Genomic DNA, 16,692 nt, shown 5'->3' with positions numbered 1-16,692 from the left:
AACTGTTGAAATATTTATTATTCAAAGGATTATTGATTGTATTTTTAGCTACCCCTTCACGTAATTTATTCATAGAAATGACTCCGAATGCAACTGGGGTATTGTGAAAAGTTTATCCTCCACACTCACGGTTTTTTCGTTGAGTTTCAACAGTTTGTGGTGTATTTCAACTTCCTACGCCGGCACGGCGCGCTCAAGGGCTGGGTTTCGGCGTCATCCTAAAACTCGCCGATCTTCCCCATATGATGATCCGGCGGACAAAGCTCGTCCCTTTGGCGCAAGAGTTTCTCCAACAAGAAGCGGCCTAGCTTTTTGTCCTCCCGAGCCCGTTGAGCTAAAGACCTACCAAATTCGGCGAAGCGAATAATGGACAAGGGCTTCTTTCTGCCCTTGCCCTTATACTGACTCCTTTTCACCCTTGACGAGTGTCGTCAAGGGTGAATCCAAGCGCTAAATCCCCTTTATTTTCCTTCGAAAGTTGGCTTGTGATCAATTTTCTTAGAATTTTTTAACGCTGCCATGGTCTAAATATGGATGTTGATAAATATAAGTCATTAGCAACGAATGCAAGAGTTGCAAGATACACAAGAATTTTGCGTTAAGCACATTAAGATGCCTGTAATACAACCCGGAGTACAAAGAGATTTACTTGTAATATTAGGTTGTACAATGTTGTCCTGTTTTTTGACAACAATGTCCAAATCGAAATCATCCAACTTCGCCATTCTTCATTCCCTCCTTTCCATTGTTGATATTTATCATTAACTACTTGATGAAAGATGTAGAAAGACATTATTGATTCCATCCTTTTTCACCAAGTAGTTAATGCCAAAACTTAAAAACTTCTTTTCCCACATTTAGCATAGATCAAAATTATAAGATTTTTCTAATGTATTGATATATATTTTTGTAACTGTTCAGCCATTACATAGAAAAAGTTTACGAGATCGGGTTTATTTCTGCTCCCCTTGTCTATACTAGTACCATCCCAGACAAGGGAGGTGAACACAATGGCAAACGTTGTTTTTGATTTCCAACAAGCGGTCTTCACACTCGAAAGCATGGTGGCCAAAATCGAACACCAAGCCCAAACGATTGAAACACTCATCCGAGAAAACGAGCAGCTGCGTCAAGAAAACCAACAACTAAAAACACGTATCGCAGAATTAGAAGCCCGTACGAAAAAAAACAGCACCAATAGCCATTTGCCGCCGTCTTCTGACCGGTTTGCGGCGAAATCTCCTTCTCGCCAACCGTCGCAGAAACAGCCGGGAGGGCAGCCGGGGCACCGAGGAACGACGCTCCGTCAAGTCCCCAATCCTGACCACCGAGTCCTTCACCGCGTGACCCAATGCAAAGGGTGTGGTCACTCTTTCAAACATGTTGCTCCGCTTCAAGTAGACATTCGCCAAGTGTTCGACCTCCCTGTGGTTCGAATGGAAGTGACTCAACATGAGCGGGAAATCAAGCGTTGTCCGGAATGCCGACTTGTCCAGCAGGCGGAGTTCCCTTTTTATGTCACGAATCATGTCCAGTACGGACCAGCCGTCACTTCCCTTGTTTTATACTGGAATCATGCGCAGTTGATCCCGTGCGAGCGTGTCACGGAGATGGTCAAAGCGCTAGTCGATCATTCGATGAGTGCAGGCACAGTCGTGAACATGACGAGACGATGGCTCCCTGTGTTCGAAGCAGCGCTTGAAGAGATGGAAGCGGCGCTGCTGGCTTCCAAGACGTTGCACGTCGATGAAACGAGTCTGCGTGTGAACGGAAAGAACCAATGGGTGCATGTGGCTTCCACTGCCAAGGTCACCCGATACGGGCTTCATCGTTCCCGTGGAAAGCAATCGACGGATGACATCGGGATCTTGCCACGGTACAAAGGAACGATGGTGCACGATGCGTATTCGGTGCACCCGATGTACACAGAGGCGAGCCATGCCCTTTGCCACGCCCATCATCTCCGGGAGCTTCGGGCATATACCTCACATTTCGCACCCTCCCGACGAAAATCGGGAGGATTTTTTCATCCCGATGTCGAATAGGTCCTTGGTACACAAGGAATGCAAAGGAGTTTCCACACCATGGACGTTCGAATTCGTGCTATTTATGAAAATTCCTATTTGAATATAATAAGCGCCATCTTCAAGGATCTTGGCCTCCCCCAGCTGATTGACCGGCTGGTTCCGGTGGATCCCCAATGCCAAACCCGAGCCAGCGATGTGGTCTGGCTGCTCATCCTGGATATCTTGAGCGGCCGTCAAGCGCTGGTTCATTTGGAACGATGGGCGCATGAAATCGATTTGCCCAAGCTGATCCGGCCGGGGCTCCAGCCTTCTTGGTTCAATAACGATGCCATCGCCCGCCATCTGGATCGCCTGTATGATGCCAACATCCATCAAGTCATTTCGGCTTGCCTTGTGCAGATCTACAAGGAGGAAGGCATCCCCCTTCGGGTGTTCCATGCCGATACGACCGATGTATCGGTTTACGGCACGTATGAATCGGCCTCGCCGGATACCCTGCATATTGCCCATGGCTACAACCGTGTTTTTTGCAAGCAAAAAATGCAGAGAAGTGCAAGAAAAAATACATAGGCTTGCCAGCTCAAGACTTAAGGTTCCAGACCGGGGGAAGAGGACGGCTGGATCGCGGAGAGAGCGTTCCGCAGTCGATAGCTCTCTCCCGTAAAGGCCAGGATGTGGGCATGGTGAACCAAGCGATCCACCAGCGCAGCTGTCAAGCGGTTGTCCCCAAACACCCGATTCCACTGTCCAAATTCCAGATTCGACGTCACGATGACGCTTTTTCGCTCATAACAGTCGGCGATAATATGAAACAACAGCTCCGATCCTTGCTTTTGAAACGGCACATAGCCGAGTTCATCCAATATCAACAGTTCGCACGCATCGATGCTTCGTTTCAGCCGCCCGAGCGTGCCATTTTTCAATGCCTCTTCCAGCTGGGCGACGAGATCCGCGACGCGGAAAAACCGAACCTCATGGCCTTGTTGGCACGCCTGGATGCCGAGCGCTGTGGCGAGATGGGTTTTTCCTGTCCCGGGCGAGCCTAAAAGCAGAACGTTTTGCTTTCGCTCCAAAAAGCGAAGGTCACACAATTCCTTCTTCGATGTCGTGGTCGGCCAGTGGATGTGATCCGACCATTCGTAATCCTTCAGCCATTTCAACTCCCGAAACTTGGCTTTCTTGATCAGCCGGGCCTGTTTCGCCTGCTGGCGGCACGACAGCTCCAGCGCCAATACATCCCGCAAAAACTGCTCTTTCGTTTCGAACATCACCTCCTCGAATCGATCCGCGATATAGGCCAAATGCAGCGCTTTACAAATCTCTTTCACCTCTGCTCTCATCCCTGGACACCCCCTTCCCGAACGGGGTGAAGACGTTGATCATACACCGTTAAATCCGTTTCATAGTCGATCAGGACGGAAGGGGTGTACGATTCTTCCCACTTGGCCGGGTAATGGGATTGCTCGGCTTCCATCAACACCCCGATTTCATGAGGAGCCAAGTCCCATCGCTGACTCTCCTCGAGCCACTGGGCGATTTCATAAAGCGTGCAACGATCCAACAGCGCTCGCAGCCCTTTCAAACGGGCCGCCACCTGGGGCGGGGTGCCAGCCAGATACGTTCGGATCGCTTCCGGCAAGTACGCCCGGTATCGGGAATGCCCGACAACCCGGGGTTTGGTCTCCCACTCAGCGAAAATCTCTTTCCAAGGGATCTCGCGTTTCACGTTCGTATACGGCCTTGGCATCTCAAGATGTATGCCTCCGTCAGGAGAGAGCACAAAGAAACGATCCCACTCTTTTTTCACCAATACCCGGTTGGGGACGGACAGGCCATGGACGACGAACGCCTTCCCATCCACCATCACTTCTCCGTACTTATTCACGTAAGCGTGATCGAGGGAGAAGATCGGAAGATCTTGTTCCGGCAACGCCAACAGCTCCGGCCGCTCTTCCTGCCATAGCTCCTCTATCAACCGCCCCTTTTCATAATGAGGGCGGTTTCGGTCCTCGACCATCTTGCGATGCAACCACTCCACCAGCTCCGGATCCGACTCGATCAACGGAGCCGGGACGAAACAAAGGTTGCGAGTGTAATAGACTTTTCGCTCCGCATTTCCTTTCTCATGTCCGCTGTATGGATTGCACACTTGTACATCAAACCGATAGTAGAGTTGAAATTTCTCAAAAGCCTCGGTGAATTGGCGTTCTCCCCCTTTTCGAATCGACACGATGGCCGCGGACAAATTGTCAATGCGCAATGCCTTTGGCACTCCCCCAGCCTGACGAAACAGCTGCGTCAACCCATGGAGGAAGCATTCACTGTTTTCCGCCGGCAGCGGATAAGCAAACGCAGCGTTGCTATACGGGAAGCTTACGATCAAAACCGATCGTTCTTCTTCCTTCCCCTCCTTCGTCACCACCGTCATCTTCCCGAAATCCACCTGCGCCTCGCCTGGCGGGTGCTCAAGTCGTTCATAGCGCTGTTCTTTCTCGAGTTTGAGCTGCGGTCTTCGTTTTTGCACGTACGCGCAAACGGTGCGATACGAGCCTTGAAATCCATGGTCACGACAAAGCGCTTCAAACATCGTCTTGTTCGTTCGCCGTTGTTTTCTCGGCAGCTTGGCATCCTCCTCCAACCAGTCATCAATGATTTGCCCGTATCCTTCTTCCTCCATCATCCCCTTTTTGCGTTTGATGGTTGGTTGGACAGAAATGCCGCCATCCGCGTATTTCTTGACCGTTCTCCAGTTATATCTCACATTTCGCACCCCAGTAGTGCAGAAACAAAGGATTTTTTATTCATTTTTTTAAAATATTTTTTGAGCCAACACAACAAGCGATGGCAATCCTTTTTTTACCATCGCTCATCGTTCCTTATGAGATTAGACGTAAATGCTTTCGTCCATTCCCAACTCTTGCAGAATCCTTCGCTGCTCGTAGGTGAGCGGTTTCCCTAACGCGCGTTGGATTTGCCCATCCGGCAGCTCCAACAGGACGACTTTCACATACCAGAACAACTGAAAAATCGCCTGCCCGGTCGGACGGGTCAGCTTGCGGCCTCCTGCGCCCTTTAACGGGCACTCCGGCGTAATAAACTGACGCACCCGGCGCTGGAAGACGCGGTAAATGGCCAATGCGAGGAGAAACAAATAGCCCAACACCGCCACTCGTTCCGGTTTTTTCACGTAAATCTCGTCCGTAAAGAACGGATCTTTCAGGAAGGAGAAGTTCATTTCCACCGAGATCTGCCCTTTATACAGCTTCAAGATCTCTTTCGCGTCCATTCGTCGGTCCTTCCATTCCTCCGGCACCGTCGTGACGAGAACAAACCGGGACGCTTTCCGTCTCGCCTGTTCCCACGCGTCTTGGTCGAATTCCACGCTCAGGCGAAGGGTGTACAGCGTCTCCATTTCCGGTTCCGCCCCTTTTTTCGGCCGTCCGCGCCGTTTTTTCGGGCGCACGATCTCTTCGACGACGGCCTCCACTCGATGGAACCGGGGACGAAGGGATGCCTTGAGGGATGCCAAGGCTTGTTCGGCGTCTTCCCGGCACGAAAACGGGTGGCGCTCCCAACGGGCTTGTTCCTGCGCAAGAAGCTCCGCTTCTTGTGCTCGTTCTTTTTCGAGCGTCTTTCCTTTCCGTTGGTCGAGGGCACTCGATTCGACGACGACCAGCCGAACCGGATGTCCTTCATACGTCGATGTCGTTTCCCATACCCGATACGTGGCGCCGTTTTTCTCCGCCAGCGAAAATGGATCGCTCCACGTCGTGTCCCTGGCATCGGCTTGCGCCAGCACGGTTTTCACGATCCGGAGCGACGAAGGGCCTCTGGTGATCAAAAAGGCGTTCGCCGCTTTCGTTTGCGCCAGCGTGTCCTTCGTCATCGCGGCGGAATCCGCCACATAAATCCATTCGTCCTCGATCTTCGCTTGCTTCAGCTGCTCATGGACACGGGACAGCACCTCGGGATTCCACGTTTTGTCCGGCAGGTTGCCGTCGTGCACATCTCCATAAAAAGGAACGCCATCCTCGTTGCCGATCAGTCCGAAGCCGATCTGCTTTTGCCAATGGTGTTGCCGGTTGTAGCCATGGGCAATATGCAGGGTATCCGGCGAGGCCGATTCATACGTGCCGTAAACCGATACATCGGTCGTATCGGCATGGAACACCCGAAGGGGGATGCCTTCCTCCTTGTAGATCTGCACAAGGCAAGCCGAAATGACTTGATGGATGTTGGCATCATACAGGCGATCCAGATGGCGGGCGATGGCATCGTCATTGAACCAAGAAGGCTGGAGCCCCGGCCGGATCAGCTTGGGCAAATCGATTTCATGCGCCCATCGTTCCAAATGAACCAGCGCTTGACGGCCGCTCAAGATATCCAGGATGAGCAGCCAGACCACATCGCTGGCTCGGGTTTGGCATTGGGGATCCACCGGAACCAGCCGGTCAATCAGCTGGGGGAGGCCAAGATCCTTGAAGATGGCGCTTATTATATTCAAATAGGAACTTTCATAAATAGCACGAATTCGAACGTCCATGGTGTGGAAACTCCTTTGCATTCCTTGTGTACCAAGGACCTATTCGACATCGGGATGAAAAAATCCTCCCGATTTTCGTCGGGAGGGTGCGAAATGTGAGTTATATCCCGTTTCGCGGGAAATTTCCGCAATCGATAACCCTTTCTTTTCACGCAGTTTTCTGATACGATTCATTTCGGGCATTGCCAGCATCCTTTCGCTCCTCCACTGTTTGGTTTATGTGTTCACAACTTCCACAGTAGAGGAAATGTTAGGGGCTGGCAAGCCTTTTTTCTTTGCCTTAGGCTCTGCACGTTTCGTTGCAGAACTCTGTATTTTTATTTTGCACTAAACATACAACCGGCAACACCATTGGCAAAAGCAGATCGGCTTCGGACTGATCGGCAACGAGGATGGCGTTCCTTTTTATGGAGATGTGCACGACGGCAACCTGCCGGACAAAACGTGGAATCCCGAGGTGCTGTCCCGTGTCCATGAGCAGCTGAAGCAAGCGAAGATCGAGGACGAATGGATTTATGTGGCGGATTCCGCCGCGATGACGAAGGACACGCTGGCGCAAACGAAAGCGGCGAACGCCTTTTTGATCACCAGAGGCCCTTCGTCGCTCCGGATCGTGAAAACCGTGCTGGCGCAAGCCGATGCCAGGGACACGACGTGGAGCGATCCATTTTCGCTGGCGGAGAAAAACGGCGCCACGTATCGGGTATGGGAAACGACATCGACGTATGAAGGACATCCGGTTCGGCTGGTCGTCGTCGAATCGAGTGCCCTCGACCAACGGAAAGGAAAGACGCTCGAAAAAGAACGAGCACAAGAAGCGGAGCTTCTTGCGCAGGAACAAGCCCGTTGGGAGCGCCACCCGTTTTCGTGCCGGGAAGACGCCGAACAAGCCTTGGCATCCCTCAAGGCATCCCTTCGTCCCCGGTTCCATCGAGTGGAGGCCGTCGTCGAAGAGATCGTGCGTCCGAAAAAACGGCGCGGACGGCCGAAAAAAGGGACGGAACCGGAAATGGAGACGCTGTACACGCTTCGCCTGAGCGTGGAATTCGACCAAGACGCGTGGGAACAGGCGAGACGGAAAGCGTCCCGGTTTGTTCTCGTCACGACGGTGCCGGAGGAATGGAAGGACCGACGAATGGACGCGAAAGAGATCTTGAAGCTGTATAAAGGGCAGATCTCGGTGGAAATGAACTTCTCCTTCCTGAAAGATCCGTTCTTTACGGACGAGATTTACGTGAAAAAACCGGAACGAGTGGCGGTGTTGGGTGATTTGTTTCTCCTCGCATTGGCCATTTACCGCGTCTTCCAGCGCCGGGTGCGTCAGTTTATTACGCCGGAGTGCCCGTTAAAGGGCGCAGGAGGCCGCAAGCTGACCCGTCCGACCGGGCAGGCGATTTTTCAGTTGTTCTGGTATGTGAAAGTCGTCCTGTTGGAGCTGCCGGATGGGCAAATCCAACGCGCGTTAGGGAAACCGCTCACCTACGAGCAGCGAAGGATTCTGCAAGAGTTGGGAATGGACGAAAGCATTTACGTCTAATCTCATAAGGAACGATGAGCGATGGTAAAAAAAGGATTGCCATCGCTTGTTGTGTTGGCTCAAAAAATATTTTAAAAAAATGAATAAAAAATCCTTTGTTTCTGCACTACTGGGGTGCGAAATGTGAGATTTAATCCTTTTAATATAAAGTTTTTTTGTTTATAATATAGACATGTACATTCGATGGGTAACCGTGGTTACTGTCAATGTACCATCAATTGGAGGATTGCATCTATGCTCACGTGCGTCTCCACGGTCTAATCCTCCTCTTGATCCGAATCGAGAGTAAAATCGTGACCGAAAGTAAGAGACAAATGTCAGCGCTCCACGTTAGGACATTTTTCTTCAAAATATCGTGACCTCTATCAGTGTACAAAGATCACGACCAAACAAGCGCAACTCTTTGCGGCTCTTGGGCTGGAGCCTCCTCCGAAGATTCTAGGCATCCATCCTCGCACCTAGATACACGCCCGAAGTATGCCCAAATGCCTCTCGTCCCTTTTGTATCAAGGGATCAGAGGCATTTTGTTTACCTAGTCGCTGTCGAACTCGGGATCCTTTTTAATGGCTCATCACCAAAAGATGTACTTGACTTTTAAAGACAAACATGATAGCAATGTTGCTCAAAGAGATGTGTGGTATAAAAAGGAAAAATGCTGTTTTGGTTTTCTTTATCATGATCGTCTTTCTTTGTCAAGTACACTTTGTGGTGAAGAGCCTTTTTAATGTAATTAGTCCATAATATGTAAAAATTAAGTTTTGATCATATCTATCGCATCACTAGATGTCCGATCAAAGAAAATATCTTCTAGTGTAGCTTTTTCCGTTTTTACTTCATATATATCAATGTTTTGGCTGGATAAATAATGAATCAATTTAGGTATATCAGCTTCCTTATACAGATAACAATATAAATATTGGTCTTTTACTTGTATATCAGAAACATAATCGACTAAATTATTTTTCATGGAATGGGCAATAAAAGAATCCTCTTTCTTTATTTTGATGGAAAGTCGTATAGTACGTTGATGTAAAGCTCTTAATTCTTCCATGCTCCCGATTTTAGATATTATACCGTTTTCCATAATAGCTATTCTGTCACAGATTCTCTCAACTTCAATAAGATTATGTGAAGTTAAAAAAATAGTCATGTGATCTTGAGATAACTCTTGAATAAGTTGCTGAATTTCAACGGCTGACTCCGGATCTAAACCAGAGGTAGGCTCATCCAGAAAAACGACTTGTGGCTTCCCTAGAATAGCCTGGGCAATTCCTAGCTTTTTTTTCATACCAAACGAATAACTGCCAACCTTTTTCTTTTCATGACCTTTCAGCCCTACTCTCTCCAATATAGCAAGCAAATCACTCTTTTTCATTTTTAATTTTTTTAATTTTGAAAAAAATACGAGATGTTCGATAGCAGTTAAATCATAGTAATAGTTTGCAGCATCAGGCATTACTCCAATGATCCTCTTGATTTGATCGATTTCTTGATTCGTTTTTCCACCTATAGTAAAACTGCCTTCAGTGGGCAAAATAATACCTGTTAACATATTCATTGTTGTCGTTTTTCCCGCTCCATTTTTACCTAAAAACCCGAAAATTTCACCTTTTTTTACATCAAAAGTAACACCTTTCACGACATAATGATCTTTAAATTTCTTTTTTAGGTTATATACCTCTATGATTTTCACTACAAATCTCTCCTTTGAAATATAGCCAAAGCTATCAACAGCATAAGAATAGAGAGAAAAAACGGAAAAATGATATAGTAACCGCCTTTAAGAATATAGTAATACGGGAGTATATACTTAATGATTTCCGATATGAATTTAGTCGAGCTAACAGACCACAATCCTAAAACAGGTAGCGCCATACCTAACAAAATACTTACAAATGTAGTATGAGACGGTTTTTTTATTACTAAAGATATCAAGATGGTTAGACTGACAGCATAGGCAATGAAACACATAATTTGCAGAAAGTCAAAAACAAATATCTGCTTAGCAAATAAACCAATAACAATAAATGAGCATAAAATACAAATCAGCCAAAACAAAAAAATCCCTAAAAACTTTCCAATAACAATAGAACTTCTAGAGGATTTAGTAACTAAAAAGCGGATCGTTTGGTTTTCAACTTCTCGGTTGATTGCATCATGGGATAAAGACAAGACAAAGAGAAACCCTAAAAACATAACTAGCCCTCGAATACTAGAGACGTAAGCTGATTCAGCATGATCTTTTTGTAATATATCCAGATTATTACTGAAAAATTTAGAAGCAGCAAAACACACTACAAGAAAAAATGCAATCACAGCAATAGACTTAAAACCTTTGAACAAGCTTTTAAATTCTTTCTCGACAATTGCTTTCATAATAATCACCTATTTTTTCTTTCCTTTGGAATTAAATGAAGATATTAACAGTAACGCAATAATTGCTATAAATATAAAATTTTGTGGAGACTGGTTACGATAAATAAAATAGGCAATGGTAGCAGCAATTAGTAAAACATACTTCATAGTGTATTTTCAGTCCTCTCTTCTCTATATATTTTGTAATAAGTGAAAATACATAAGATTATTAAAACTAAGATATTGAAGAATATCCCTAGTTCCAACAACATTAGACCAATAAATAGGCATAAAACAATATATTTAATTGAAGTAATAATTATCCCTTTTTTTGTTGCAGATTTTCGCACTTTAAAATAAACACTGATAATATAAAAAACACAAGAAATTGTCAAATTAGTTAACATAATAGATAAATCGACTTTTAACAAAATGCTATAGAAGGCCAAAGCTAATAAACTAAACAAGATATTTAAAAAACCTGCAATAAAATCGATTGAAATAGTTTTATAGCGATTTAATATAGGAAAAAAGTCATCAAGATCATTCGAATAGAGTAATCCTAACATTCTAATTTCATAGAAAAAATAAAAATTCATCATAAGAGTTAAATAAAAGCTAGAAATTTTATCTTCAGAACCTTGAAAAGTGTAACTAATCCAAGAATATATTATAGATAAAGTGGTGATTACTAAATATTTAAAGAGTACAAATTTATCTCTTATGTATATCTTTATGTAAGTTTTAATAATGTTCTTTAACTGCTTATTAAATAATACTAGACTGCTCACTCCTGCTATAATATTACTTAGCTTTATAATTGGTGTAGGGATACTAGTCTTTTTAGTGTTTAACAATTTATTAACAAAAAACGGACTTATAACTAATAATATAATAAATCCTAATAAAATGATATCATCGTATAATTTTATTAAATTCTTTAATAAAAGATTAATACTAAAAAAGTATGGTTCTTTTTTCCCTAATAAAAATAAAATAAATAATAGAAGCAAAGGAACCAAGAAGCGGGAAAAATATTTTTCTTTTACTACGCACACCATATACTCTATAACTTGAGAAATCATTATTAGAAAAAAGATTCGAAAAAAATAGAGTCCTATTAATGATAATGGGATTTTAAATGCAATCAACACAAAAAGGCTACAGAAATAAAAACGAATTTGGTCTTTACTGAATAATTTACACAGAAAGTTAAAGACAATAATAGTAAAAGAGGGTATAGGAGTTGTCTTTAAAAACGCAAATAATAAGTTGATACTTTCTCTTTGATTTTCATTCATAAATATTGCAACTAGATGTAAAAGGAAAATGACTGCTGGAACACCCTTTAATACAATGTCATCTTCAAACATATATAACATAACGGCTAACATTCCACCAAAAAGGAAAGCTGTACCCCACGATAGTAATTTATTAACATGCCCTTCTACTAATTTCGAGTAAATTTTAAAATATTGGTTTATGAGCATGCTATCCTATAGCACTCCTTTTTGTGAAGTGTCAACTTCTATAATCTTTCTATCCACTATTTGATAACATTTATCCGTAATAGTGATAGCCTCATCATATAAATGAGTGGTAAAAAGAATAGAATGTCCGATTTTTTTCTTGTTTAAAAACAAATCTTGAACTTCTCTTACAGATTGTTCATCCAATCCTTCGAAAATCTCATCACAAACTAGAAGAATAGGATCATACAATAAGGTGCCTATCAACACAATTTTTTTTCTTGTACCAAAGGATAAATTCTCAATGAGTTCATCTAGATAGGGCTGTACTGCTAACTTCTCAGCTAAATATTCAATTTTTTTCCTTGTTTCTTTATAAGGTAAGGAAAAAACACTTTGTATAAACGAGAAATATTCATTAGGGGTTAACAATTGGCAAAATGAGTAATCATCACTTGGAACAAATCCACTGTATTTTCTTATCTGCCGTCTTTCCCGTATATTATAATCTCCAATCTTAACCACACCAAAATCAAAATCTGTATAACCTAGTATACATTTTAAAAATAGGCTTTTCCCCGTACCATTTTTTCCAAAGAGGGAACATATCTCTCCTTTTTTTATTGTAATGTTACACTCTTGTAAAATAACTTTATTATTTATGGATTTTGTTAAGTTGCGTACATATAATACATTATTACTCATTGACATATTACAAAAACTCCATTATAATTATTATTAATAAATGGTTTATATTTAGATGTAGGCTAGAACGCATCGTTTTTTGTGAATTAATTGTGAGTTAACGATGTGTTCTGGTTATTCCGGCAAATTTGGATTGGCTCAAAAGAACTTTCATAGAGTTCTTTTGTAGCCAATTTTTTTATAGACCTAATAATTTTGCAATAGCTTCAATAACGGCAGATGATAAGGTAGAAAGATAATTAATGAGCGCATTAAGACCTCGAGCAATCGCGTCTACAATTGCACTACCCGCGAGAGTGATGATAGCCTGTTTTAGCCAGTTACTCATTTTAGGCCAGTATTTGAGTAAGTATTCTGCGATCTTTCTAATTACACTTAACATTTTTCATCCTCCTATTAAGATGCGTTCATAGCCTACGACTACAATTTACTACATTTAAAAACAAAAAACATCCGTATTTTCCGCAAATTTGATTGCGGAAAATACCTATTTTTTAGAAAATGATGACAAAAGTTGTAATATAGTGTAAAATTTTGATAAAAATATTGGTTGGAGGTAGGTATTATGAACCGAAACTTATGGAATGTTCTTCAAACACTACTAGGGAAAGATTCCATCGGAACAACTGAACTTGCGTTAGCAAGGGAGAGTTTAAGTCCAGAAGTCTTCTCAGCATTGGTAGAGTATCTGCAAGATGGATTGAAAGCGAAAGAAAATCCGTGGGTGTAAGGTTGAATGAATATTGTTGGAAGAAGCGAAATAAAGACCTTTTTGCAAAATCACTTGTCCACTAATTGTATGTTAGAACAAGAGATCATACAATATATTTTCCATATGCTGCATCGCGAAGGAAAAATATTTAATCATGATGAAACTTATTTTTCTTGGGGAGAGTTTTATGCATACGTATCCTCATTCCATTTTGATGGTAACTGTTCAGCCATTACATAGAAAAAGTTTACGAGATCGGGTTTATTTCTGCTCCCCTTGTCTATACTAGTACCATCCTAGACAAGGGAGGTGAACACAATGGCAAACGTTGTTTTTGATTTCCAACAAGCGGTCTTCACACTCGAAAGCATGGTGGCCAAAATCGAACACCAAGCCCAAACGATTGAAACACTCATCCGAGAAAACGAGCAGCTGCGTCAAGAAAACCAACAACTAAAAACACGTATCGCAGAATTAGAAGCCCGTACGAAAAAAAACAGCACCAATAGCCATTTGCCGCCGTCTTCTGACCGGTTTGTGGCGAAATCTCCTTCTCGCCAACCGTCGCAGAAACAGCCGGGAGGGCAACCGGGGCACCGAGGAACGACGCTCCGTCAAGTCCCCAATCCTGACCACCGAGTCCTTCACCGCGTGACCCAATGCAAAGGGTGTGGTCACTCTTTCAAACATGTTGCTCCGCTTCAAGTAGACATTCGCCAAGTGTTCGACCTCCCTGTGGTTCGAATGGAAGTGACTCAACATGAGCGGGAAATCAAGCGTTGTCCGGAATGCCGACTTGTCCAGCAGGCGGAGTTCCCTTTTTATGTCACGAATCATGTCCAGTACGGACCAGCCGTCACTTCCCTTGTTTTATACTGGAATCATGCGCAGTTGATCCCGTGCGAGCGTGTCACGGAGATGGTCAAAGCGCTAGTCGATCATTCGATGAGTGCAGGCACAGTCGTGAACATGACGAGACGATGGCTCCCTGTGTTCGAAGCAGCGCTTGAAGAGATGGAAGCGGCGCTGCTGGCTTCCAAGACGTTGCACGTCGATGAAACGAGCCTGCGTGTGAACAGAAAGAACCAATGGGTGCATGTGGCTTCCACTGCCAAGGTCACCCGATACGGGCTTCATCGTTCCCGTGGAAAGCAAGCGACGGACGACATCGGGATCTTGCCACGGTACAAAGGAACGATGGTGCACGATGCGTATTCGGTGCACCCGATGTACACAGAGGCGAGCCATGCCCTTTGCCACGCCCATCATCTCCGGGAGCTTCGGGCATATACCTCACATTTCGCACCCTCCCGACGAAAATCGGGAGGATTTTTTCATCCCGATGTCGAATAGGTCCTTGGTACACAAGGAATGCAAAGGAGTTTCCACACCATGGACGTTCGAATTCGTGCTATTTATGAAAGTTCCTATTTGAATATAATAAGCGCCATCTTCAAGGATCTTGGCCTCCCCCAGCTGATTGACCGGCTGGTTCCGGTGGATCCCCAATGCCAAACCCGAGCCAGCGATGTGATCTGGCTGCTCATCCTGGATATCTTGAGCGGCCGTCAAGCGCTGGTTCATTTGGAACGATGGGCGCATGAAATCGATTTGCCCAAGCTGATCCGGCCGGGGCTCCAGCCTTCTTGGTTCAATGACGATGCCATCGCCCGCCATCTGGATCGCCTGTATGATGCCAACATCCATCAAGTCATTTCGGCTTGCCTTGTGCAGATCTACAAGGAGGAAGGCATCCCCCTTCGGGTGTTCCATGCCGATACGACCGATGTATCGGTTTACGGCACGTATGAATCGGCCTCGCCGGATACCCTGCATATTGCCCATGGCTACAACCGGCAACACCATTGGCAAAAGCAGATCGGCTTCGGACTGATCGGCAACGAGGATGGCGTTCCTTTTTATGGAGATGTGCACGACGGCAACCTGCCGGACAAAACGTGGAATCCCGAGGTGCTGTCCCGTGTCCATGAGCAGCTGAAGCAAGCGAAGATCGAGGACGAATGGATTTATGTGGCGGATTCCGCCGTGATGACGAAGGACACGCTGGCGCAAACGAAAGCGGCGAACGCCTTTTTGATCACCAGAGGCCCTTCGTCGCTCCGGATCGTGAAAACCGTGCTGGCGCAAGCCGATGCCAGGGACACGACGTGGAGCGATCCATTTTCGCTGGCGGAGAAAAACGGCGCCACGTATCGGGTATGGGAAACGACATCGACGTATGAAGGACATCCGGTTCGGCTGGTCGTCGTCGAATCGAGTGCCCTCGACCAACGGAAAGGAAAGACGCTCGAAAAAGAACGAGCACAAGAAGCGGAGCTTCTTGCGCAGGAACAAGCCCGTTGGGAGCGCCACCCGTTTTCGTGCCGGGAAGACGCCGAACAAGCCTTGGCATCCCTCAAGGCATCCCTTCGTCCCCGGTTCCATCGAGTGGAGGCCGTCGTCGAAGAGATCGTGCGTCCGAAAAAACGGCGCGGACGGCCGAAAAAAGGGACGGAACCGGAAATGGAGACGCTGTACACGCTTCGCCTGAGCGTGGAATTCGACCAAGACGCGTGGGAACAGGCGAGACGGAAAGCGTCCCGGTTTGTTCTCGTCACGACGGTGCCGGAGGAATGGAAGGACCGACGAATGGACGCGAAAGAGATCTTGAAGCTGTATAAAGGGCAGATCTCGGTGGAAATGAACTTCTCCTTCCTGAAAGATCCGTTCTTTACGGACGAGATTTACGTGAAAAAACCGGAACGAGTGGCGGTGTTGGGTGATTTGTTTCTCCTCGCATTGGCCATTTACCGCGTCTTCCAGCGCCGGGTGCGTCAGTTTATTACGCCGGAGTGCCCGTTAAAGGGCGCAGGAGGCCGCAAGCTGACCCGTCCGACCGGGCAGGCGATTTTTCAGTTGTTCTGGTATGTGAAAGTCGTCCTGTTGGAGCTGCCGGATGGGCAAATCCAACGCGCGTTAGGGAAACCGCTCACCTACGAGCAGCGAAGGATTCTGCAAGAGTTGGGAATGGACGAAAGCATTTACGTCTAATCTCATAAGGAACGATGAGCGATGGTAAAAAAAGGATTGCCATCGCTTGTTGTGTTGGCTCAAAAAATATTTTAAAAAAATGAATAAAAAATCCTTTGTTTCTGCACTACTGGGGTGCGAAATGTGAGTGAAGCGTTAATCCCGAGTTCGACAGTCACTAGGCAAACAAAATGCCTCTCATCCCTTGATACAACAGGGACGAGAGGCATTTGGGCATACTTCGGGCGTGTATCTAGGCGCGAGGATGGATGCCTAGAATCTTCGGAGGAGGCTCCAGCCCTAGAGTTGCAAA

12 protein-coding genes and 5 pseudogenes are annotated in these 16,692 nt (G+C 45.5%); 7 read left to right on the top strand and 10 right to left on the bottom strand.

The genetic code is table 11. The annotated features are described in order from the left end of the window. Positions 1–554: 554 nt before the first annotated feature. Complete coding sequence (locus tag BJQ97_RS01210; protein ID WP_011229795.1) at positions 555–725, bottom strand: gallidermin/nisin family lantibiotic; 171 nt, start codon at positions 723–725, stop codon at positions 555–557. Between the two features lie 285 nt (positions 726–1,010). Between BJQ97_RS01210 and tnpC (BJQ97_RS01205) the strand changes: the two are divergent. Together tnpC (BJQ97_RS01205) and BJQ97_RS01200 are read left to right on the top strand one after the other, a co-directional pair. Further along, a pseudogene (gene tnpC / locus BJQ97_RS01205) lies at positions 1,011–1,982 on the top strand (IS66 family transposase); the annotation flags it as partial. 102 nt (positions 1,983–2,084) lie between these two features. After that, positions 2,085–2,549, top strand: a pseudogene (locus tag BJQ97_RS01200) (DUF4277 domain-containing protein); the annotation flags it as partial. A 65-nt stretch (positions 2,550–2,614) separates the two neighbouring features. Here the strand turns inward: BJQ97_RS01200 and istB are convergent. The 4 genes from istB to BJQ97_RS01180 all read right to left on the bottom strand — a co-directional run bounded on the left by istB (position 2,615) and on the right by BJQ97_RS01180 (position 6,762). Continuing rightward, entirely contained in the window at positions 2,615–3,367 is a 753-nt protein-coding gene (gene istB, locus BJQ97_RS01195; RefSeq protein WP_021322668.1) for an IS21-like element helper ATPase IstB, read from the bottom strand. Continuing rightward, complete coding sequence (gene istA / locus BJQ97_RS01190) at positions 3,364–4,788, bottom strand: IS21 family transposase (RefSeq protein ID WP_236567075.1); 1,425 nt, start codon at positions 4,786–4,788, stop codon at positions 3,364–3,366. Before istA ends, istB begins: the two co-directional genes overlap by 4 nt. 123 nt (positions 4,789–4,911) lie before the next feature. Next, positions 4,912–6,570, bottom strand: a complete 1,659-nt coding sequence (locus BJQ97_RS01185) for an IS1634 family transposase (RefSeq protein ID WP_160155196.1) — start codon at positions 6,568–6,570, stop codon at positions 4,912–4,914. A gap of 39 nt (positions 6,571–6,609) precedes the next feature. Further along, positions 6,610–6,762, bottom strand: a complete 153-nt coding sequence (locus BJQ97_RS01180) for a helix-turn-helix transcriptional regulator (RefSeq protein ID WP_160155195.1) — start codon at positions 6,760–6,762, stop codon at positions 6,610–6,612. Positions 6,763–6,904: 142 nt separating this feature from the next. Here BJQ97_RS01180 and BJQ97_RS01175 point away from each other — a divergent pair. Further along, positions 6,905–8,107, top strand: a pseudogene (locus BJQ97_RS01175) (IS1634 family transposase); the annotation flags it as partial. A gap of 197 nt (positions 8,108–8,304) precedes the next feature. Next, positions 8,305–8,569 (top strand): annotated as a pseudogene (locus BJQ97_RS18230) (IS1634 family transposase); the annotation flags it as partial. A 290-nt stretch (positions 8,570–8,859) separates the two neighbouring features. Here BJQ97_RS18230 and BJQ97_RS01170 read toward each other — a convergent pair. The 5 genes from BJQ97_RS01170 to BJQ97_RS01150 form a co-directional block, all read right to left on the bottom strand. After that, positions 8,860–9,801 (bottom strand): ABC transporter ATP-binding protein, encoded by a 942-nt coding sequence (locus tag BJQ97_RS01170; protein ID WP_160155194.1) that lies wholly within the window; start codon positions 9,799–9,801, stop codon positions 8,860–8,862. Beyond that, positions 9,801–10,484: an ABC transporter permease gene (locus tag BJQ97_RS01165; protein ID WP_160155193.1), complete on the bottom strand. Its 684-nt coding sequence runs from the start codon at positions 10,482–10,484 to the stop codon at positions 9,801–9,803. Before BJQ97_RS01165 ends, BJQ97_RS01170 begins: the two co-directional genes overlap by 1 nt. Before the next feature lie 143 nt (positions 10,485–10,627). Then, on the bottom strand, positions 10,628–11,953 hold the full coding sequence (locus BJQ97_RS01160) for a hypothetical protein (RefSeq protein ID WP_160155192.1): 1,326 nt from the start codon (positions 11,951–11,953) through the stop codon (positions 10,628–10,630). Positions 11,954–11,959: 6 nt separating this feature from the next. After that, positions 11,960–12,643, bottom strand: a complete 684-nt coding sequence (locus BJQ97_RS01155) for an ATP-binding cassette domain-containing protein (RefSeq protein WP_049624430.1) — start codon at positions 12,641–12,643, stop codon at positions 11,960–11,962. Between the two features lie 172 nt (positions 12,644–12,815). Then, a complete protein-coding gene (locus BJQ97_RS01150; RefSeq protein WP_160155191.1) occupies positions 12,816–13,019 on the bottom strand; it encodes a hypothetical protein in 204 nt (67 codons plus the stop codon). 183 nt (positions 13,020–13,202) lie between these two features. Here BJQ97_RS01150 and BJQ97_RS17270 point away from each other — a divergent pair, with 183 nt between their 5' ends. The 3 genes and pseudogenes from BJQ97_RS17270 (at position 13,203) to BJQ97_RS01135 (ending at position 16,400) form a co-directional block, all read left to right on the top strand. Further along, on the top strand, positions 13,203–13,367 hold the full coding sequence (locus tag BJQ97_RS17270) for a hypothetical protein (RefSeq protein WP_201451646.1): 165 nt from the start codon (positions 13,203–13,205) through the stop codon (positions 13,365–13,367). 300 nt (positions 13,368–13,667) lie between these two features. Next, positions 13,668–14,639: pseudogene (gene tnpC / locus BJQ97_RS01140) on the top strand (IS66 family transposase); the annotation flags it as partial. A gap of 102 nt (positions 14,640–14,741) precedes the next feature. Further along, complete coding sequence (locus BJQ97_RS01135) at positions 14,742–16,400, top strand: IS1634 family transposase (RefSeq protein WP_160155190.1); 1,659 nt, start codon at positions 14,742–14,744, stop codon at positions 16,398–16,400. The last annotated feature ends 292 nt before the right edge of the window (positions 16,401–16,692 follow it).

This window comes from Geobacillus sp. TFV-3, assembly GCF_009901865.1.
Lineage (GTDB): Bacteria > Bacillota > Bacilli > Bacillales > Anoxybacillaceae > Geobacillus > Geobacillus thermoleovorans_A.
The sequence above is the reverse complement of the archived record's forward strand: the minus strand, read 5'-3'. Positions and strand labels throughout refer to the sequence as shown.

Excerpts from the sequence above, each read along its gene's own strand:
- BJQ97_RS01210 (WP_011229795.1), bottom strand. The coding sequence starts at position 725 with ATGGCGAAGTTGGATGATTTCGATTTGGACATTGTTGTCAAAAAACAG.
- istB (WP_021322668.1), bottom strand. The coding sequence starts at position 3,367 with ATGAGAGCAGAGGTGAAAGAGATTTGTAAAGCGCTGCATTTGGCCTAT.
- BJQ97_RS01185 (WP_160155196.1), bottom strand. The coding sequence starts at position 6,570 with ATGGACGTTCGAATTCGTGCTATTTATGAAAGTTCCTATTTGAATATA.
- BJQ97_RS01180 (WP_160155195.1), bottom strand. The coding sequence starts at position 6,762 with ATGCTGGCAATGCCCGAAATGAATCGTATCAGAAAACTGCGTGAAAAG.
- BJQ97_RS01165 (WP_160155193.1), bottom strand. The coding sequence starts at position 10,484 with ATGAAAGCAATTGTCGAGAAAGAATTTAAAAGCTTGTTCAAAGGTTTT.
- BJQ97_RS01160 (WP_160155192.1), bottom strand. The coding sequence starts at position 11,953 with ATGCTCATAAACCAATATTTTAAAATTTACTCGAAATTAGTAGAAGGG.
- BJQ97_RS01155 (WP_049624430.1), bottom strand. The coding sequence starts at position 12,643 with ATGTCAATGAGTAATAATGTATTATATGTACGCAACTTAACAAAATCC.
- BJQ97_RS01150 (WP_160155191.1), bottom strand. The coding sequence starts at position 13,019 with ATGTTAAGTGTAATTAGAAAGATCGCAGAATACTTACTCAAATACTGG.
- BJQ97_RS17270 (WP_201451646.1), top strand. The coding sequence starts at position 13,203 with ATGAACCGAAACTTATGGAATGTTCTTCAAACACTACTAGGGAAAGAT.
- BJQ97_RS01135 (WP_160155190.1), top strand. The coding sequence starts at position 14,742 with ATGGACGTTCGAATTCGTGCTATTTATGAAAGTTCCTATTTGAATATA.